Below are 19495 nucleotides of genomic sequence, written 5' to 3'. Positions count from 1 at the left end.
CGTATGCTGCTGCGGCATTTATCCATCGGAGCAAGCCGTGATGCTGAAGATCTGGGGTCGGAAAAACTCATCGAATGTGCGCAAGGCGCTGTGGTGCGCCGAGGAGCTGGGGCTGGCCTACGAGGCCATCGACGCAGGGGGTGCGTTCGGCGTGGTGGACACGCCCGAGTATCGCGCCAAGAACCCCAACGGCCGTGTCCCGATGATCGAAGATGACGGTTTCGTGCTCTGGGAGTCCAACACCATCGTGCGTTATCTGGCGTCTCGCCATGCTCCGGGTTCTGCCTGGTATCCGGCAGATCCCCAGGCTCGCGCCAGGGCTGAAAAATGGATGGACTGGACCACCTCCTCGTTTGCCGATCCGTTTCGCACCGTGTTCTGGGGCGTCTTGCGCACTCCCGCCGAGCAGCAGGACTGGGCGGCCATCCATGCGGCGATCAAGGTCTGCGATGGTTTGTTGGCGATGGCGGACCAGACGTTGAGCGAGCAACCCTACCTCTCCGGGGATGAAATCGGCATGGGCGATATTCCCTTGGGCAGTTTCATTTATGCCTGGTTCGAGATGCCCATCGAGCGGGCTGCGCTGCCTCATCTACAGGCCTGGTACGCCCGGCTGCAGCAGCGTCCGGCGTATCGCAAGGCGGTCATGACCGCGTTGACTTAATACTTACTATCGACACGCTTGACTGTACTTGTGCGGCGACGCCACGCACCATTGCCTTCGTGCGCCGTGGTTGTATTGCTCGCCGTGCGCCCTTATCTAATTGTTTCTTCCCCTTCTTGGTGCGTAATCCGATATGAGTTCCGCTCTGTCCATCCGGCAGCTAACCAAAACCTACGGCAACGGTTTCCAGGCCTTGAGTGGTATCGATCTGGACGTCGCCGAAGGTAATTTTTTCGCCTTGCTCGGCCCCAATGGAGCCGGCAAATCCACCACCATCGGCATTCTTTCAACCCTGGTGAACAAAACCAGCGGTACGGTGAATATCTTCGGTCATGATCTGGACCGTGAGCCCGCCGCTCTCAAGCGCTGCATCGGCGTGGTGCCCCAGGAGTTCAATTTCAACCAGTTCGAAAAGACCTTCGACATCGTCGTGACCCAGGCGGGTTACTACGGGATCCCGCCGAAGATCGCCAATGAGCGCGCCGAGAAATATCTGACTCAACTGGGTTTGTGGGACAAGCGTGATGTGCCGTCCCGTTCATTGTCCGGCGGCATGAAGCGGCGCCTGATGATTGCCCGTGCCCTGGTCCATGAGCCGCGCCTGCTGATTCTCGACGAGCCGACCGCGGGCGTCGACATCGAGTTGCGTCGGTCGATGTGGACCTTTCTGACCGAGCTGAACCAGAAAGGCATCACCATCATCCTCACCACCCATTACCTGGAAGAGGCCGAGCAGCTGTGCCGCAACATCGGCATCATCGACCACGGCACCATCGTCGAGAACACCAGCATGCGACAGTTGCTCAGCCAACTGCATGTGGAGACGTTCCTGCTGGACCTGAAGAACGATCTGAAGGCCGCGCCGCAACTGATCGGCTATCCGGCCCGGCTGGTGGACCACCACACGCTGGAAGTCCAGGTGGATAAAACCGTCGGTATTACCGGCTTGTTCTCCCAACTGGCGCTGCAAAACATTGAAGTGCAGAGCCTGCGCAACAAAACCAATCGCCTCGAGGAGTTGTTCGTGTCTCTGGTGGAGAAAAATCTGGCGAAGGTGGCTGTATGAGTTCCGAACTGCGACCCAACCTCATCGCCCTCAATACCATCGTTTATCGCGAAGTCCGACGCTTCATGCGGATCTGGCCGCAGACCCTGCTGCCGCCGGCCATCACCATGGTTTTGTACTTCGTGATTTTCGGCAACCTGATCGGTCGGCAGATCGGCGACATGGGTGGCTTCACGTACATGGACTACATCGTACCGGGGCTGATCATGATGTCGGTGATCACCAACTCCTACGGTAACGTGGTCTCGAGTTTCTTCGGCAGCAAGTTCCAGCGCTCGATCGAGGAACTGATGGTCTCGCCGGTTTCGCCCCATACGATCCTGATCGGCTACACCCTGGGCGGTGTATTGCGCGGGTTGGCGGTGGGCTTGATCGTGACCTTGCTGTCACTGTTCTTCACCGATCTGCAAGTGCACCATTTGGGCGTGACGATATTGGTGGTGGTGTTCACCGCCACGATCTTTTCGCTGCTGGGGTTCATCAATGCCGTGTTTGCGCGCAACTTCGATGACATTTCCATCATCCCGACGTTCGTGCTCACGCCACTGACTTACCTGGGCGGAGTGTTCTACTCGATTTCCCTGCTGCCACCGTTCTGGCAGACCGTGTCCCTGGCCAACCCGGTGCTGCACATGGTCAACGCGTTCCGCTACGGCATCCTTGGGGTGTCGGACATCCGGATCAGCGTCGCGATCACCTTCATGCTGGTGGCAACCGTGGTGCTCTATGTGGGATGTGCACGGCTGTTGGTCAGTGGGCGAGGGATGCGTACTTAGAACTCGGCAGGCGTGCTGACTGGTATACCGCTATCGCGAGCAGGCTCGCTCTCACATCGAAATGCAAAAAGGCCTCCCTTCACTGGAGGCCTTTTTGCATTTCACATCCGGCTTTTCTTGCGCCGTTTCCATTGCCGCGCCACCCACCAGCGCCAATAGATCATGGTCATGAAATAGGCGAGGGCGCCGAGCACCAGGCCCGTCACCACCGACCCCAGCAGAAACGGCTGCCACAAGGTAGACAACTGGGTGGTGATCCATTCCCAGGTCAGTTCATCCGGTAACGTGCGGGCAGGCACATCCATCAACCAGGCCCCGGTCTGGTAGGTGCAGAAAAACACGGCGGGCATGGTGATGGGGTTGGTCAGCCAGACCAGGCTCACCGCAATCGGTATGTTGCCGCGTACGGTGATGGCCAGTGCCGCGGCCAGCAGCATCTGCAAAGGAATCGGCAAAAAGGCGGCGAACAGACCAACGGCCATGGCGCGTGCCACGGAGTGTCGGTTGAGGTGCCAAAGGTTGGGGTCGTGCAGCAAGGAACCGAGAAAACGTAAGGACTTATGTTCCCGAATACTCGCTGGGTCAGGCATGTAACGTTTGAAAAGGCGCCGGGGCATAAGGCTTCTCGGTCGGTTCAAAGCGGTGAGGCCGCAAGTATGTCCGCATTCTACGGCTGACTGATTCAGACTTTGTGACAATTGTTAACGCGCACCGTGCCGTAGACCGACTATGCCTGAAGAGAAGACTCTCAAGGACAGGCTTATGCGCACAGGGATGGTCGCGCTTGCACTCGGGCTGCTGACCCCGGTTTTTTGCCCGGCGCTGCCGCCGCTGTGGCTGATTGCGGTCATGCCTGTGCTGGCGCTGATGGTTTTGCCGTTTCGAACTCATCCGCTGGGTTTTTTCCTGATCGGGCTGGCTTGGGCGTGTCTGTCGGCGCAACTGGCCCTGGACGATCGGTTGCCTGCCGCGCTGGATGGAGAAACCCGCTGGCTCGAAGGGCGCGTCGTCGGTTTACCGCAATATAACGAAGGTGTGGTGCGCTTTGAACTGACCGATGCCCATTCCCGCCGCACACGGCTGCCGTCGTCGATGCGCCTGGCCTGGTTCGGTGGACCGCCTGTGAGCAGCGGCGAACGTTGGCGATTGGCGGTAAAGCTCAAACGCCCCACCGGGCTACTGAACCCCCATGGCTTCGATTACCAGGCCTGGCTGTTGAGCCGCGGCATCGGCGCGACTGGCACGGTCAAGGACGGTCATCTCCGGCAACCTGCCCAAGGTGCCTGGCGCGACGGCGTGCGTCAGGCGCTGGCGCAAGTCGACGCCCAGGGCCGCTCCGGGGCGCTGGCGGCATTGGTCCTGGGGGACGGAGCTGGGCTGAGTCGTGATGACTGGCAGGTACTGCAAGACACCGGTACGGTCCATCTGCTGGTGATCTCCGGGCAGCACATCGGCCTGCTTGCCGCACTGGTGTACCTGCTGGTGGCCGGTGCGGCGCGTTATGGCATGTGGCCGGTGCGTCTGCCGTGGCTACCTTGGGCCTGCGCGCTGGCCTTTATCGCAGCCTTGGGTTACGGCTTGCTCGCCGGCTTCGAGGTGCCGGTGCGGCGCGCCTGCGCGATGATCGGCCTGGTGTTGCTGTGGCGTTTGCGTTACCGGCATCCGGACCCCTGGTGGGCGTGGCTGCTGGCTTTCAATGGGGTGCTGGCGTTCGATCCATTGGCCAGTCTGCGGCCGGGGTTCTGGCTGTCGTTCGCCGCGGTGGCGATCCTGATGTTTACTTTCGGCGCACGCTTGGGGTCCTGGCGCTGGTGGCAAACCTGGACCCGTGCCCAATGGCTGGTGGCAGTCGGACTGTGCCCGATCCTGTTGATATTGGGTTTGCCGATCAGCCTCAGCGGGCCTCTGGTGAACCTGGTGGCGGTGCCTTGGGTCAGCCTGCTGGTGTTGCCGCCGGCGCTGCTCGGTACGGCGTTGTTGCCGATGCCGTTCGTGGGTGAAGGGCTGCTTTGGATCGCCGGCGGGTTGCTCGATCTGCTCTTCAAGGGGCTGGCGCTGGTGGCCGGTCGAATACCGGCATGGGTGCCTGCGGCTATCCCCCTGTGGGTGTGGTGCATGGCCGCTCTGGGGGCTTTGTTACTGTTGCTGCCCAAAGGCGTGCCACTGCGGGTACTGGGATGGCCCATGGTGCTGCTGGTGGTTTTCCCTCCGAGGGAGGATGTGCCCCCGGGGCAAGCCGAAATCTGGCAACTGGACGTGGGCCAAGGGTTGGCGGTGCTGGTACGCACCCGTCATCATGCCTTGCTTTACGACGCGGGGCCGCGCTTTGGCGAGGCCGACGCGGGTGAGCGCGTGGTGCTGCCGACCCTGCGCAAGCTGGGCGTCGCCGGGTTGGACCTGATGCTGCTCAGCCATGCCGACGCCGATCACGCCGGCGGCGCCCAAGCGGTGCGCAATGGCTTGCCAACGGTCCGGGTGGTCAGTGGCGACCCCGCCGCGTTGCCTGCCACCCTGCAGGCAGAGGCGTGCGACAGTGGCGCGCGCTGGGAGTGGGACGGGGTCAGGTTCGAGCTGTGGCAATGGTCATCTGCCCTTGAAAGCAATCAGAGGTCCTGCGTTCTGCTGGTCGAGGCCGGCGGTGAGCGGTTGTTGCTCACCGGCGACATCGATAGCCATGCCGAGCGCGCGTTGCTCGACGGGCCCCTGGCCGTGCCGGTCCAGTGGCTGGCGGCGCCCCATCACGGTAGCCGCAGTTCATCGTCGATGTTGCTGTTGTCACGGCTCAAACCCCATTCGGTGTTGATCTCCCGAGGGCAGGGCAATGCATTCGGCCATCCTCATCCGCGAGTGCTGGCTCGTTATCGCCGCTTGGGCATGGCGATCTACGACAGTGCCGAACAGGGTGCCATTCGTCTGCAACTGGGGGCTTTCGAAGCACCGCGCCTTCAGGCCGGCCAACGGCGCTACTGGCGCGACCCGCCGTCTGCGGGACCATGGCCGTAACCTTGACCCGGGTCATCCTCGACGACGGTGTTATCGGCGGGGCGGGCCTGCAAGGCGAGTCTGTATGATAAAGTGGCGCACTTTTTCGAGGGGGCTGTCACTGTGTGGGAATTGGTCAAATCCGGCGGCTGGATGATGTTGCCGATCATTCTGAGTTCCATTGTGGCGCTGGGAATCGTTGCCGAACGCCTGTGGACCCTGCGGGCCAGCCGCGTGACCCCGGAGCATTTGCTCGGGCAGGTCTGGGTCTGGATCAAGGACAAGAAACTGAACAAGGAGCGGCTCAAGGAGCTGCGGGCCAGTTCACCGCTGGGTGAAATCCTCGCCGCGGGGCTGGCAAATTCCAAGCATGGTCGCGAGATCATGAAGGAATGCATCGAAGAAGCCGCCGCCCGGGTCATCCATGAGCTGGAACGCTACATCAATGCCCTGGGCACAATTGCCGCCATGGCCCCGTTGCTGGGCCTGCTGGGCACGGTGCTGGGCATGATCGACATTTTCAGTTCGTTCACCGGCGCCGGCATGACCGCCAATGCCTCGGTGCTGGCAGGGGGGATTTCCAAGGCCTTGATCACCACGGCCGCCGGGTTGATGGTGGGGATTCCTTCGGTGTTTTTCCATCGCTTCCTGCAACGGCGCATCGATGAGTTGGTGGTGGGCATGGAGCAGGAGGCCATCAAGCTGGTCGAGGTGGTGCAAGGCGACCGTGACGTGGACCTGGCCGAGGGCAAGAAGTGAAATTCCGCCGCAAACCACGGGAAACCGTCGAGATCAACCTTGCGTCGCTGATTGACGTGGTGTTCATCCTGCTGCTGTTTTTCGTCGTGACCACCACCTTCACCCGGGAAACCCAGCTCAAGGTGGAACTGCCGGAAGCGGTCAGCGGCTCGCCTGCCGAAGACCAGCAACTCAAGAACCTGGAAGTCACGATCAGTGCCGAAGGGACGTTTTCGGTGAACAATCAGTTGCTGCCCAAGAGCGACCTGGCGAGTCTGATCGACGCGCTGCAGAAGGAGTCCGGCGGCGACACCAGCTTGCCGCTGTCCATCAGCGCCGACGGCAAGACCCCACATCAATCCGTCATCACCGCCATGGACGCGGCCGGCAAGCTCGGCTTCAGCCATCTGCGCATGACCACCGTCGAGGCGGCGCCGGCACCCTGATGGCCATGTCTGATCGATTGCTCGCCGCCTGGTACGAAGGTCACCCGGCCCTGACGCTGTTGCGGCCACTGGAGTGGTTGTACCGTCGGGTGGTGATGGGCAAACGCGAGCGTTTTCTGGCGGGCGAGGGTGAGATTTACCAACCGCCCGTGCCGCTGGTGGTCGTGGGGAACATCACGGTTGGCGGCACCGGCAAGACCCCATTGATCCTGTGGATGATTGAGCATTGCCAGCGCCGTGGCCTGCGGGTCGGCGTGGTGAGCCGGGGTTATGGCGCCAAACCACCCCATTTGCCCTGGCGAGTCGAAGCCGGGCAGGGCGCCGACATCGCGGGTGATGAGCCACTGCTGATTGTCCAGCGCAGCGGCGTGCCATTGATGATCGATCCGGATCGCAGCCGGGCGGTCCGGGCGCTGCTGGAGACTCACCCGCTGGACCTGATCCTGTCCGACGACGGCATGCAACATTACCGCCTGGCTCGGGATCTTGAATTGGTGCTGATCGACAACGCCCGCGGCCTGGGCAATCGACGTTGTCTGCCTGCCGGTCCGCTGCGTGAACCCGTGGAGCGTCTGCAATCGGTCGATGCCGTGCTATTCAACGGCGCCAGCGCCGACCGCGAAGACGGCTTTGCCTTCGAGCTGCGACCCACGGCCCTGGTGAACCTGGCCAGCGGCGAACGGCGTCCACTGGACCATTTCCCGCCCGGCCAGGCCCTGCATGCCGTGGCCGGGATCGGCAATCCCCGGCGTTTCTTCAACACCCTCGAAACGCTACACTGGCGACCTATACCGCACGGGTTTGCCGACCACGCCCAATACAGCGCCCAGGCATTGAATTTCACGCCGTCGTTGCCGGTGGTCATGACGGAAAAGGACGCGGTCAAATGCCGTGCCTTCGCCGAGCCCCACTGGTGGTACCTGGCGGTGGATGCCGCGCCGTCGCCCGCCTTCGCGGACTGGTTCGATACCCAGTTGATGCGCCTGTTGCCGGATCGGCTTTTGCCTTAAACCATTTATCCAGGGAAATGTTCATGGACACCAAACTGCTCGACATTCTGGCCTGCCCGGTCTGCAAAGGCCCCCTCAAGCTCAGCGCCGACAAAACCGAGCTGATCAGCAAAGGCGCCGGCCTGGCCTATCCGATTCGCGATGGCATTCCGGTGATGCTCGAAAGCGAGGCCCGTACCCTGACCACCGACGAGCGCCTGGATAAATGACCGCAGCCTTTACCGTTGTCATTCCGTCGCGCTTTGCCTCGACGCGCCTGCCCGGCAAACCGTTGCTGTTGATCGCTGGCAAACCGATGATCCAGCACGTATGGGAACAGGCCTGCAAAAGCAGCGCCCAGCGCGTGGTAGTGGCGACCGACGATGCGCGCATCGTGGAAGCCTGCAAGGGCTTTGGCGCCGAAGTGGTACTGACTCGCGAGGATCACAACTCCGGAACTGATCGCCTGGCGGAAGTCGCCGCCAAGCTGGGCCTGGAACCCGACGCCATCGTGGTCAATGTGCAGGGCGATGAACCGTTGATCCCGTCCAGTGTGATCGATCAGGTTGCAAACAATCTGGCAGCCCATCCCGAAGCGCGCATGGCCACCCTGGCCGAGCCGATAGAGGATGTGCAAACCCTGTTCAACCCCAACGTGGTCAAGGTCGTCAGCGATCTCAATGGCCTGGCGCTGACCTTCAGCCGCGCCACCTTGCCCTGGGCTCGTGATGCATTCGCGCAAAGTCGGGACGTCATGCCTGACGGCGTACCGTACCGCCGCCACATCGGCATCTACGCTTACCGCGCCGGTTTCCTCCAGGATTTCGTCGCCTGGGGCCCGTGCTGGCTGGAAAACACCGAATCCCTGGAGCAACTGCGTGCCCTGTGGCACGGCGTGCGAATCCATGTCGCCGATGCGCTGATTGCTCCGCCGACAGGCGTCGACACCGTGGAAGACCTCGAGCGCGTTCGTCGCCTGCTGGAGGCCTGATGCGGGTTCTGTTTGTCTGCCTCGGCAACATTTGCCGATCACCCACCGCCGAAGGCATCCTGCGGCACAAGCTGCGCGAGGCCGGGCTGGCCGAGCAGGTGGAAGTCGCCTCCGCCGGCACCGGTGACTGGCACGTCGGCAAGGCCCCGGACAAGCGCAGCCAGGCTGCGGCCCTACGACGCGGCTATGACCTGTCGGCCCAGCGTGCCCGCCAGGTCAGCCGGGCCGATTTCGCCACTTATGACCTGATCCTGGCGATGGACGGCAGCAACCTGCGCAATCTGAAAGCCCTGCAACCGAGCAATGGCAGGGCCGAACTGGATCTGTTCCTGCGCCGCTACGAGGCTGAACTCGATGACGTGCCGGACCCGTACTACGACGGCGAACAGGGTTTCGAGCAAGTGCTGGACCTGATCGAGCGTGCCACGGACCGCCTGGTGATCGAATTGAAGGGGCGGCTATGAGCTTGCAGGTGCGGGCCGGCGTCAGCCTCAAGCCGTTCAACAGCTTTGGCGTGGACGTCACCGCCCGGTTATTCGCCGAAGCTCACAGCGACGCCGATGTCCGCCAGGCGCTGGCCTATGCCAGCGCCAATGACGTGCCGTTGCTGGTGATCGGTGGCGGCAGCAACCTGCTGCTGACCGGTGATATCGACGCGCTGGTGTTGCGCATGGCCAGCCAAGGGATTCGTCTGCTCAGCGATGATGGCGAGCGGGTGCTGATCGAAGCCGAAGCAGGCGAACCGTGGCACCCCTTCGTCCAGTACACGCTGGCGCAAGGCTGGTCGGGGCTGGAGAACCTCAGCCTGATCCCAGGCACGGTGGGGGCCGCACCGATGCAAAACATCGGTGCCTACGGTGTGGAGATCAAGGATGTGTTCGCCGGCCTGACCGCCCTGGATCGGCAAACCGGCGAGCTGCACGATTTCACCCTGGAAGAATGCCGTTTCGCCTACCGCGACAGCCTGTTCAAGCAGCAAGCGGGTCGTTGGCTGATCCTGCGGGTGCGCTTTGCCCTCAGTCGCGCCGCGCATCTGCACCTGGAGTACGGCCCGGTCCGCCAGCGGTTGACCGAACTGGGCATCGAACAGGCGACTCCCTCGGATGTCAGCCGGGCCATCTGCAGCATCCGCAGTGAAAAGCTCCCTGACCCGGCGGTGCTGGGCAATGCCGGCAGTTTCTTCAAGAACCCGCTGGTGCCGGCTTCGCACGTCGCGCAACTCAAGCTTCAATACCCGGATCTGGTGGCTTATCCACAACCCCAAGGGCAGATGAAAATTGCCGCCGGTTGGTTGATCGAGCGGGCCGGCTGGAAGGGCTTTCGCGAAGGCGACGCGGGGGTGCATAAGTTGCAGGCGTTGGTGCTGGTCAACTACGGCTGCGCCACCGGGCCGCAATTGCTGGATCTGGCCCTGCGTATCCAGAAAGACATTGCCGAGCGTTTTCAGGTCAATCTGGAAATGGAGCCCAATCGGTACTGAACCTGGCTTTCACCGAGCGCCCTGCACAACCTCGCACAAGGATCATTTGTGCAGGATTGTGCAGGGCGTTTTGCTTAATCCTGGGTTAATTTAGTGAGCTAACGATGCGACCATCGCATCATTGAAGGCCCGGTGCAGACGTCTGCGTGTTTGCACAAGAGAGCCCGATTAGCCTGAGTCAGTCTGCGCCAACCGAACCGTTGTCCAAACGGCAGATTGCTCGACCCCATAATTCGATCACCGTGCGGGCGTGCCCATGATTACCTTGAAACTCAATGGAAAAGATCACCAACTGGATGTGACCGAGGACATGCCGCTGCTCTGGGCCATCCGAGATGTGGCCGGTTACAACGGCACCAAATTCGGCTGCGGCATGGGCCTGTGCGGCGCCTGTACCATTCACATCGACGGCGCCCCGGCGCGCAGTTGCATCACCCCGATTGGCTCGGTGAAAGGCCAGAACGTCACCACCATCGATGCCCTTCATGTCGACCCGGTCGGGCAAATTGTCCAGAAGGCCTGGCTCGATACCGCCGTGGCCCAGTGCGGCTACTGTCAGGGTGGGCAGATCATGTCCGCGACCGCCTTGCTCAAGACCAATCCCAACCCGAGCGATGAGCAGATCGAAGAGGCCATGGTCGGCAACATCTGCCGTTGCGGCACTTATAACCGGATCAAGACTGCGATCCGCCAGGCTTCCACCCACCTGAAGGAGGCCAAGGCATGAGCCGCTTGCCCAATGATTTTGTGCTGAGCAACCTCAGCCGCCGTGGTTTCCTCAAAGGCGCGAGCGCCACGGGTGTGTTGGTGCTGGCCGCCAGTTGGGGCCTGCCGGACGCTTTTGCCGAGGACAAGAAGTTCGGCGGTGAGGGCATGCCCAATGGTGTGATCGACGACCCGCAGGTGTACGTGAGCATCGCCACCGATGGCAGCGTGACGGTGATCTGCAACCGTTCGGAAATGGGCCAGGGGGTGCGCACCAGCCTGACCATGGTGGTGGCCGATGAACTGGACGCTGACTGGGCGCAGGTCAAGGTGCGGCAGGCACCGGCGGATGAGGTGCGCTTCGGCAACCAGGACACCGATGGCTCGCGCAGTATGCGCCACTGGTACGAACCAATGCGTCGTTGCGGGGCCGCTGCCCGGACCATGCTGGAGCTGGCCGCCGCTGCCCAGTGGAATGTCCCGGCGAGTGAGTGTCGTGCTCAATTGCACAAAGTCGTGCACCAGCCTTCCGGTCGGGAACTGGGGTATGGCGCGTTGGCCGCCGCGGCCAGTGCCTTGCCAGTTCCCGCCCGTGACAGCCTGCGCCTCAAGCAACCTTCGGAGTTTCGCTACATCGGTAAGGAGTCGAGCCGGGCCATCGATGGCGAAGACGTCGTCAACGGTCGTGCCGTGTTCGGCGCCGATGTACATTTCGATGGCATGCTCTATGCCGTCGTGGCTCGCCCGCCAGTCTATGGTGGCAAGGTCAAGCGCGTGGACAGCAGCGCGGCGCTGAAAGTACCGGGTGTGGTCAAGGTGCTGGAGATCGAAGGACGTCCGTTGCCCTCCGAGTTCCAGCCTCTGGGCGGCGTGGCGGTAGTGGCGAAAAACACCTGGGCGGCGATCAAGGGCCGCGAGGCGCTGAAAATCGAGTGGGATGACGGCCCGAATGCCGGCTATGACTCCGTCGCCTATCGCAAGGAACTGGAAGCCGCGGCCCTCAAGCCCGGGAAAGTCTTGCGCAACACTGGCGATCTGGACGACGCGCTGGCCAAGGCTGACGCAACCCTGGAGGCGTCCTATTTCCTGCCGCACCTGTCGCAGTCGCCGATGGAGCCGATGGTCGCCGTCGCCCGGTTCAAGGATGGCCAGTGCGAAGCCTGGGCACCGAGCCAGGCGCCGCAGGTCACCCGTGAACGCGTCGCCGAACGGTTGGGGATCCCTTTCGACAAGGTTACCGTGCACATCACGCTGCTGGGCGGTGGTTTCGGGCGCAAGTCCAAGCCCGATTTCGTCCTCGAGGCGGCCGTGTTGGCCAAGGAGTTTCCAGGCCAGGCGGTGCGGGTGCAATGGACCCGCGAAGATGACATCCATCATTCGTATTTCCACACCGTATCGGCCGAATACCTCAAGGCTGGCCTGAACCAGGACGGGATGCCGTCCGGCTGGCTGCATCGCACCGTAGCCCCGAGCATTACCGCACTGTTTGCACCGGGCATGACCCACGAAGCGCCGTTCGAAGTGGGCATGGGCGTGACCAACATGGCCTACGCAATTCCCAACATGCGCCTGGAGAACCCCGAAGCGGTGGCCCATACGAGGGTTGGCTGGTACCGCTCGGTGTCGAATATTCCCCACGGTTTTGCGATTCAGAGTTTCATCGACGAATTGGCCCACAAGGCCGGCCAGGATCCACTGGCGTATCACGTCAAATTGCTTGGCCCGGACCGTAAGATCGATCCGCGCACCTTGAATGAAGAATGGAACTACGGCGAATCCCCCGAGCTTTATCCCATCGATACGGCGCGGATCCGCACCGTGCTGGAAACCGCCGCCAAGGCCGCCGGGTGGGGCCGCAAACTGCCCAAAGGCCGTGGCCTGGGGCTGGCGGTGCACTACAGCTTCGTCACCTATGTGGCGGCAGCGCTGGAGGTGGAGGTCAAGGACGATGGTACGTTGATCGTGCACAAGGCCGATATTGCCGTGGACTGCGGCCCGCAGATCAACCCCGAGCGTATCCGTTCCCAGTTCGAAGGCGCCTGCGTCATGGGCCTGGGCAATGCGGTGGTGGGGGAGATCAGCTTCAAGGACGGCAAGGTCCAGCAAGACAACTTCCACATGTACGAAGTGGCGCGCATGTCCTTGGCTCCCAAGGAGGTCGCGGTGCACTTGGTCACGCCGCCGGGCGAGGTGCCGTTGGGCGGTGTGGGTGAACCGGGTGTGCCGCCGATTGCGCCGGCGCTGTGCAACGCGATTTTCGCCGCCACCGGCAAGCGCATCCGCGAGCTGCCCGTGCGTTATCAGTTGCAGGGCTGGCAGCAGGCCAAAACCTGATGGACAGCGTTGATCTGAACGTCCTGCGCAGCGTGCTTGAGTGGCGCCGCGCCGGGCAGCGGGTGGTGTTGTTCACCGTGGTCCAGACTTGGGGCACGGCGCCGAGGCCGCCGGGGGCGATGCTGGCCCTGCGTGAAGACGGCGTGGTGATTGGCTCGGTATCGGGCGGTTGTGTCGAGGATGACCTGATCGCCCGGCTGCACGACGGGCGTATTCCGGCGGACGGTCCGCCGGTGCAGCTCATCACCTATGGCGTGACTCGTGAGGAGGCGGCGCGCTTCGGCCTGCCGTGCGGCGGTACCTTGCGCCTGACCGAAGAACGGGTCGGCGATCCGCAATGGGTCGCGCAACTGCTGGAGCGCTGCGATGGCCATGAGATTGTCGCCCGTGAGCTGACCGTCGGCACAGGCGAAGTGCTGCTGACGCCGGCCAGCAAAACCGAAGCGCTGGTATTCGACGGTCAAGTCCTGCGGGCCATCTACGGCCCGCGCTGGCGGCTGCTGTTGATCGGCGCGGGGCAACTGTCGCGTTATGTGGCAGAAATGGCCCGGTTGCTGGATTTCGAGGTGTTGATCTGCGATCCGCGCAAGGAATTTGTCTACGGTTGGGAAGAGCAGCATGGCCGCTTCGTTTCCGGCATGCCTGACGAAGCGGTGTTGAGCATCCAGACCGACGAGCGTACCGCCATTGTCGCCCTGACCCATGATCCACGATTGGACGATATGGCGCTGCTCACGGCCCTGGATTCCAAGGCGTTTTATGTCGGGGCCCTGGGCTCTCGGGTGAACAGCCAGAAGCGCCGGGATAACCTGGCTCAGCTAGGCTTGTCTGCACAGGCTATCGAACGGCTGCATGGGCCGATCGGTTTGCACATCGGCAGCCATACGCCGGCGGAAATTGCCTTGTCTTTGCTGGCTGAAATCGTGGCGATCAAGAATGGCGTCGAGTTGCGTCAGAAAAAGCCGCTGTAATCGGCGGGCGAGGAGACGGGATGACTGAATCGATTGGCGTGATCATTCTCGCGGCAGGATCGGGCAGCCGTTTCCGTCAGGTTGCAGGCCAGGACAAAGATAAGCTGCTGGCCGATTGCACGGGGCGTGACGGCGCTGTCCGATCGGTCATCGAGCAGGTGCTGGTGAACTTGCCGCCTTCTCTGGAAAAACGCGTGCTGGTGACCCGTGAGGACCGTCCACAGGCTATTCGCATGGCCCAGGCTTACGGGTGCGATTTTGTACAACTGGACTCGCCTGGCCTGGGTGACAGTATCGCTGCGGGTGTCCAGGCTTGCCCGGACCTGGATGGCTGGTTGATCGTGCTCGGTGATATGCCGTTCATCCTGCCGTCAAGCATCGAGCAGGTAGTGGCGCAGATCAGCGAAGATGGCATCAGTGTGCCGGTCCTGGCGGGGGAGTATGGGCATCCCGTGGGGTTTGGTCGTGTGTTTGGCCCGCAATTGATGGCATTGACCGCTGATCGCGGCGCCAAGGGGTTGTTTACCGGGGCGCGGGTGGTCGAGGTGGCAGTGGACGATCCTGGGGTGGTTTGGGATGTGGACGTGCCTGAAGCGCTGATCTTCAAGTAACAGCCGACGCGGATTCCTGTGGGGCAGGCAACATTGATACAAGCCGGGCCCGCGCTATCGCGAGTAGGCTCGCTCCCACACTGAATTTCGATGGTCGCCAGATTTATGCCCGCCGCCAATCTCCTGTGGGAGCGAGCCTGCTCGCGATAGCGCTGCGTCAGCTTGCATCAAGGGTGGACGCCGGGCCATGTTCGTCAGCAAGCCCGCTCCACACCATCCAGCTTCCAACACTCATGTAACTAAGTCTGAAGACATAAAAAAGCCCCGCCTGGCGTCAACCAGGCGGGGCTTTTTACTGGGCGGTGGAATCAGGCGTGAGGTTTAGGCTCGTGCTCTTTTTCCAGGGCTTCAGTGTGGCGAGGTGCGACTTCTTCAGCGGAGTGCTGAGGTTCGTCGATCACCGGCGCCGATTCAGCGGGAGCGGGTTCGCTGGTGGTTTCAGCGACCGGGGCAGGGGCTGCCTCGATTGCTTGCTCCACGGGTGCTGGCTCAGCGGCAGGCGCTTGAGCAGCGGCAGCGGCAGCTTGTTCGGCTTCCTTCTGCAGACGCTCGGCTTCACGCTTGCGACGACGCACTTCACGCGGATCGTTCGGAGCACGACCGTTGGGGGTCAGGGCGCTGGCAGGGGCAGGCGCCTCCACCTCTACCGGGGCTGGAGCTTCGGCAACCACAGGCGCTTGAACCGCTGGAGCTGGCTCGACCACGACCGGCTCGGCTGCTTTCACGGCTTCTGCTGCCGGCTCGGCTTCGACGACGGCTGGCTCGGCGTGCCAGTTGAACGCGGTCTGTTCTTCGCGAACCGGCTCCGGCGCTTTTTCCTCGATCACAGCTTCGATCACAGGTTCAGCGGCAACCACAGGTTGCTCGATGACAGGTGCAGGCTCGGAAACTGCTTCTGCCTGAGGCTCGGCTTCACGAACCGGGGCGAGTTCCACTTCTGGCGAAGCGGTGGTTTCTACCGGGGTAGTGGCTTCGACCACAGGCGCTTCAACCGGGGCGTTTTCCACCACAGCGGTAGCGCGTTCGGCCTGTTCGTGAGCCTCGGCTTCAGCGGGGGCGCTGATCGAGCTGCTGGCAACCGCGGCGGTGACGGCCAGGCCGGCGGCCAGGTCGGCAGCGCTTGGCGCTTCGGCGTTCTCGGCGGATTCGGAGGCTTCCGAACCTTCGATCACATTGCCGTTGGCGTCGCGTTGACGCTCACGACGGTTGCTGCGGCGACGCTGCCCACGGGAGCGGCGGCGTGGACGATCGCCTTCGGCGTTGTCCTGACCGTCTTCCTGCAGTTGCTCTTCGCTGTTCAGTACTTCCTCTTCGCTGGCAGCGGCAGCCTGCTCGGCGCGTGGTTGACGCTCTTCACGTGGCGGACGCGGTGCGCGCTCTTCGCGAGGCTGACGGGCCGGACGCTCTTCAGCGGTGGCGGCAGCAGCGGCGGGAGCGGCATCCAGCGGTTCGCGCAGCTCGCGAACACGTTCTTCACGCTCGCCACGTGGCTTGCGATCTTCACGAGGCGCGCGGGGTTGGCGCTCTTCACGCGGCGGACGCGGCGCGCGTTCTTCGCGGGCTACGGCTGGCACTTCCTCACGGGCTTCGCGAGGCTGGCGTTCTTCACGTGGCTCACGTGGTGCGCGCTCTTCACGCGGTGCACGTTCTTCACGGGGTTTGCGCTCCTCGTCACGACGACCGTTGCGGTTGCGGGTCTGCTGACGACCATTGCGACGTTCTTCGTTGCGGGCTGGACGCTCGGTAGCCGCTGGCTTGGCGACAACGGTCGGCGCAGCCGGCTCTTCCTTGGTGGCGAACAGGCTGACCAGGGATTTCACCAGGCCTTTGAACAGGCTTGGTTCAGGTGCGGCGGCAGGTGCCGGTGCCGGCGCGGCTGCTTCGGTCGGAACCGGTGCATTGGCGCGGGCTGGAGCCGTCTTGACCGCAGCTTCCTGGCGAACCAGGGTGCGAGTGGCAGCAGCCGGCTGCACTTCTTCCACTTCGGCAGCGGCAGCAGCGATTTCGTAGCTGGACTGATTGGTGTGGGCTTCCGGGCTGTCATCACGCAGGCGCTGCACTTCGAAGTGCGGCGTCTCGAGGTGATCGTTCGGCAGGATGACGATACGGGCGCGGGTGCGCAGTTCGATCTTGGTGATCGAGTTGCGTTTTTCGTTGAGCAGGAACGCAGCCACCGGGATCGGCACCTGGGCGCGAACTTCGGCGGTGCGGTCTTTCAGGGCTTCTTCTTCGATCAGGCGCAGGATCGCCAGGGACAGCGACTCGACGTCACGGATGATGCCGGTGCCGTTGCAACGCGGGCAGACGATGCCGCTGCTCTCGCCCAAAGAAGGACGCAGGCGCTGACGGGACATTTCCAGCAGGCCGAAGCGCGAGATGCGACCGACCTGTACGCGGGCGCGGTCGGCTTCCAGGCATTCACGGACCTTCTCTTCCACGGCGCGCTGGTTCTTGGCCGGGGTCATGTCGATGAAGTCGATGACGATCAGGCCGCCGATGTCGCGCAGGCGCAACTGACGGGCGATTTCTTCGGCGGCTTCAAGGTTGGTCTGCAGGGCGGTTTCTTCGATGTCGCTGCCTTTGGTGGCGCGCGCCGAGTTGATGTCGATGGACACCAGGGCTTCGGTCGGATCGATGACGATGGAGCCGCCGGACGGCAGTTCGACGACGCGCTGGAACGCGGTCTCGATCTGGCTTTCGATCTGGAAACGGTTGAACAGCGGAACGCTGTCTTCGTAGAGTTTGATCTTGCTGGCGTACTGCGGCATGACCTGGCGGATGAAGGTCAGGGCTTCGTCCTGGGCTTCAACGCTGTCGATCAACACTTCGCCGATGTCCTGGCGCAGGTAATCGCGGATCGCGCGGATGATGACATTGCTTTCCTGATAGATCAGGAACGGCGCGGAGCGATCCAGCGAGGCTTCCTTGATGGCGGTCCACAGTTGCAGCAGGTAGTCGAGGTCCCACTGCATTTCTTCGCTGCTGCGGCCAAGGCCGGCGGTGCGAACGATCAGGCCCATGTCGGCTGGGGCAACCAGGCCGTTGAGGGCTTCGCGCAGTTCATTGCGCTCTTCGCCTTCGATGCGGCGGGAGATACCACCGGCGCGAGGGTTGTTCGGCATCAGGACCAGGTAACGGCCCGCCAGGCTGATGAAGGTGGTCAGGGCTGCGCCCTTGTTGCCACGCTCTTCTTTTTCGACCTGGACGATGACTTCCTGGCCTTCGCTCAGGACGTCCTTGATGTTGACGCGGCCTTCAGGGGCCTTCTTGAAGTATTCGCGGGAGATTTCTTTGAGGGGCAGGAAGCCGTGGCGCTCGGAGCCGAAATCGACAAAGGCAGCCTCAAGGCTTGGTTCGATGCGAGTAATCCGGCCTTTATAGATGTTGGCCTTCTTCTGCTCGCGTGCACCGGATTCGATATCCAGGTCGTAGAGGCGCTGGCCGTCTACCAGTGCAACACGCAACTCTTCGGGTTGAGTTGCGTTAATCAGCATTCTTTTCATGTAGTACCGTCGGTTTCCGGGCTGCCGGAAACGGCGTTCGGCACACACGACTTCTCACGGTCGGTGTCAGGTGCGTCATGGAAGTGGCCGGGCCATTCCAGTGTCCAGCGAGTTCGACCCAATGATGGCGAAGTCGCGACGGACGCGTCCTGCTTGCTGGCTGTTCAAGCACTCAGTCAGGAGGAGGAATCAACCGGCGCCTGTGGACGAGATGAAGCGTCTAAATATAAGCCTAGTGCTACACAGTCCGACGGTTGTACATCTCCACCCTACACGTATCCCTGATAATCGGGTGCTGCCGCGCGCAGAATCCGCAGCGGGTTGGCATTTACCGTGAGCTCCGAAAGGGGAGGTCACGCATCATGGCTAATTTAGGCGTTGTTTCCGAAGCTCTCGCTCGGGGTCGTCTACCGGTGACTGCACTTTGTGAACTGGCCGTGAATGTGGCGCGCAAGGCGAGTCAAAACTCTGCTTTGCCGCGTATTTCAGGCCTCATGTCACCTGCGCTCGTTACACCTGCAAACTCTGCCGTTATCTAGCAAAAGCCCCGTAGGACGGCCTCTCGTCCTCGTGAATTGCGTTGGTCAGGGCCGGTTTTTGACCGTTAGTCCGCTGTCCGGCCGCTTTTGGCGGCGTTCGCGACTATAGCAGCAATGATTAAGTGCTTCAATTCCATAAAAAATTGTTATCATCGCCGCCATGACGACTACTGCCCCTTCGACCCCTGGCGTTCAACTGCTCGAGGTCTCGCCGGAATATGCCGGCCAACGAATCGATAACTTCCTTCTAGCCCGACTCAAAGGCGTGCCCAAGACCTTGATCTATCGCATTTTGCGCAAGGGTGAAGTGCGGGTGAACAAAGGACGGATCAAGCCCGAATACAAGCTTCAGGCGGGCGATATCGTGCGCGTGCCGCCGGTTCGCGTGCCCGAGCGCGATGAGCCCGTGCCCCTGGCCCAAGGCCTGTTGCAGCGCCTGGAAGCCTCGATCGTCTTCGAAGACAAGGCGCTGATCGTGCTCAACAAGCCTGCGGGCATTGCGGTTCACGGCGGCAGCGGCCTGAATTTCGGCGTGATCGAGGCCTTTCGTCAGTTGCGTCCCGACGCCAAGGAGCTGGAGTTGGTCCATCGCCTGGATCGCGACACCTCCGGCCTGCTGATGATCGCCAAGAAACGCAGCATGTTGCGGCATTTGCATGAGCAATTGCGCGGCGATGGCGTCGACAAGCGCTACATGGCG

General features: G+C 62.3%; 18 protein-coding genes. 16 read left to right on the top strand and 2 right to left on the bottom strand.

Going from position 1 to position 19495, the window contains the following annotated elements; all coding sequences use genetic code 11:
• The first annotated feature begins 40 nt into the window (after nucleotides 1-40).
• From GSM73_RS14915 to GSM73_RS14905, 3 genes are all read left to right on the top strand, one after another.
• Nucleotides 41-664: a glutathione S-transferase family protein gene (locus GSM73_RS14915; protein WP_047228176.1), complete on the top strand. Its 624-nt coding sequence runs from the start codon at nucleotides 41-43 to the stop codon at nucleotides 662-664.
• A gap of 133 nt (nucleotides 665-797) precedes the next feature.
• The gene (locus GSM73_RS14910) at nucleotides 798-1730 is read left to right on the top strand and encodes an ABC transporter ATP-binding protein (protein WP_160893083.1); all 933 of its coding nucleotides are present in this window, start codon (nucleotides 798-800) and stop codon (nucleotides 1728-1730) included.
• Nucleotides 1727-2506 carry an ABC transporter permease gene (locus tag GSM73_RS14905; protein WP_047228178.1) on the top strand — a complete coding sequence of 260 codons (780 nt, stop codon included), beginning with the start codon at nucleotides 1727-1729 and terminating at the stop codon, nucleotides 2504-2506. The genes GSM73_RS14910 and GSM73_RS14905 overlap by 4 nt, the downstream gene beginning before the upstream one ends.
• Before the next feature lie 101 nt (nucleotides 2507-2607).
• Here the strand turns inward: GSM73_RS14905 and GSM73_RS14900 are convergent, their stop codons facing one another.
• Nucleotides 2608-3123, bottom strand: a complete 516-nt coding sequence (locus GSM73_RS14900; RefSeq protein ID WP_047228179.1) for a DUF2062 domain-containing protein — start codon at nucleotides 3121-3123, stop codon at nucleotides 2608-2610.
• Between the two features lie 145 nt (nucleotides 3124-3268).
• Between GSM73_RS14900 and GSM73_RS14895 the strand changes: the two genes are divergently transcribed.
• The 12 genes from GSM73_RS14895 to GSM73_RS14840 all read left to right on the top strand — a co-directional run bounded on the left by GSM73_RS14895 (nucleotide 3269) and on the right by GSM73_RS14840 (nucleotide 14753).
• Complete coding sequence (locus GSM73_RS14895; RefSeq protein WP_160893081.1) at nucleotides 3269-5509, top strand: DNA internalization-related competence protein ComEC/Rec2; 2241 nt, start codon at nucleotides 3269-3271, stop codon at nucleotides 5507-5509.
• A 102-nt stretch (nucleotides 5510-5611) separates the two neighbouring features.
• Nucleotides 5612-6247, top strand: a complete 636-nt coding sequence (locus tag GSM73_RS14890; protein ID WP_160893079.1) for a MotA/TolQ/ExbB proton channel family protein — start codon at nucleotides 5612-5614, stop codon at nucleotides 6245-6247.
• Nucleotides 6244-6672 (top strand): biopolymer transporter ExbD, encoded by a 429-nt coding sequence (locus GSM73_RS14885; protein WP_047228182.1) that lies wholly within the window; start codon nucleotides 6244-6246, stop codon nucleotides 6670-6672. Before GSM73_RS14890 ends, GSM73_RS14885 begins: the two co-directional genes overlap by 4 nt.
• Nucleotides 6672-7682 carry a tetraacyldisaccharide 4'-kinase gene (gene lpxK, locus GSM73_RS14880; RefSeq protein WP_160893077.1) on the top strand — a complete coding sequence of 337 codons (1011 nt, stop codon included), beginning with the start codon at nucleotides 6672-6674 and terminating at the stop codon, nucleotides 7680-7682. The genes GSM73_RS14885 and lpxK overlap by 1 nt, the downstream gene beginning before the upstream one ends.
• Before the next feature lie 23 nt (nucleotides 7683-7705).
• On the top strand, nucleotides 7706-7891 hold the full coding sequence (locus GSM73_RS14875) for a Trm112 family protein (RefSeq protein WP_003179363.1): 186 nt from the start codon (nucleotides 7706-7708) through the stop codon (nucleotides 7889-7891).
• Nucleotides 7888-8652: a 3-deoxy-manno-octulosonate cytidylyltransferase gene (gene kdsB, locus GSM73_RS14870; protein WP_076383826.1), complete on the top strand. Its 765-nt coding sequence runs from the start codon at nucleotides 7888-7890 to the stop codon at nucleotides 8650-8652. Before GSM73_RS14875 ends, kdsB begins: the two co-directional genes overlap by 4 nt.
• The gene (locus GSM73_RS14865) at nucleotides 8652-9116 is read left to right on the top strand and encodes a low molecular weight protein-tyrosine-phosphatase (protein ID WP_092400061.1); all 465 of its coding nucleotides are present in this window, start codon (nucleotides 8652-8654) and stop codon (nucleotides 9114-9116) included. Before kdsB ends, GSM73_RS14865 begins: the two co-directional genes overlap by 1 nt.
• Entirely contained in the window at nucleotides 9113-10132 is a 1020-nt protein-coding gene (gene murB / locus GSM73_RS14860; protein WP_139049459.1) for a UDP-N-acetylmuramate dehydrogenase, read from the top strand. Before GSM73_RS14865 ends, murB begins: the two co-directional genes overlap by 4 nt.
• Before the next feature lie 256 nt (nucleotides 10133-10388).
• Nucleotides 10389-10859 (top strand): (2Fe-2S)-binding protein, encoded by a 471-nt coding sequence (locus GSM73_RS14855; RefSeq protein ID WP_047228187.1) that lies wholly within the window; start codon nucleotides 10389-10391, stop codon nucleotides 10857-10859.
• Complete coding sequence (locus GSM73_RS14850; protein WP_160893075.1) at nucleotides 10856-13171, top strand: xanthine dehydrogenase family protein molybdopterin-binding subunit; 2316 nt, start codon at nucleotides 10856-10858, stop codon at nucleotides 13169-13171. Before GSM73_RS14855 ends, GSM73_RS14850 begins: the two co-directional genes overlap by 4 nt.
• On the top strand, nucleotides 13171-14142 hold the full coding sequence (locus GSM73_RS14845; RefSeq protein WP_107322014.1) for an XdhC family protein: 972 nt from the start codon (nucleotides 13171-13173) through the stop codon (nucleotides 14140-14142). The genes GSM73_RS14850 and GSM73_RS14845 overlap by 1 nt, the downstream gene beginning before the upstream one ends.
• Nucleotides 14143-14162: 20 nt before the next feature.
• Nucleotides 14163-14753 (top strand): NTP transferase domain-containing protein, encoded by a 591-nt coding sequence (locus GSM73_RS14840; RefSeq protein WP_160893073.1) that lies wholly within the window; start codon nucleotides 14163-14165, stop codon nucleotides 14751-14753.
• 308 nt (nucleotides 14754-15061) lie between these two features.
• Here GSM73_RS14840 and rne read toward each other — a convergent pair whose 3' ends face one another.
• Entirely contained in the window at nucleotides 15062-18256 is a 3195-nt protein-coding gene (rne, locus tag GSM73_RS14835; protein ID WP_047228191.1) for a ribonuclease E, read from the bottom strand.
• Between the two features lie 699 nt (nucleotides 18257-18955).
• Here rne and GSM73_RS14830 point away from each other — a divergent pair.
• Nucleotides 18956-19495, top strand: a 540-nt coding sequence (locus GSM73_RS14830; protein WP_256676919.1) for a pseudouridine synthase, incomplete at its 3' end; no start/stop codon positions are given.

The organism is Pseudomonas sp. PICF6 (assembly GCF_009831705.1).
GTDB classification, from domain to species: Bacteria; Pseudomonadota; Gammaproteobacteria; order Pseudomonadales; family Pseudomonadaceae; genus Aquipseudomonas; species Aquipseudomonas rhizophila.
Note: the sequence above shows the minus strand (reverse complement) of the source record. Positions and strands in the feature narration are given on the sequence as shown.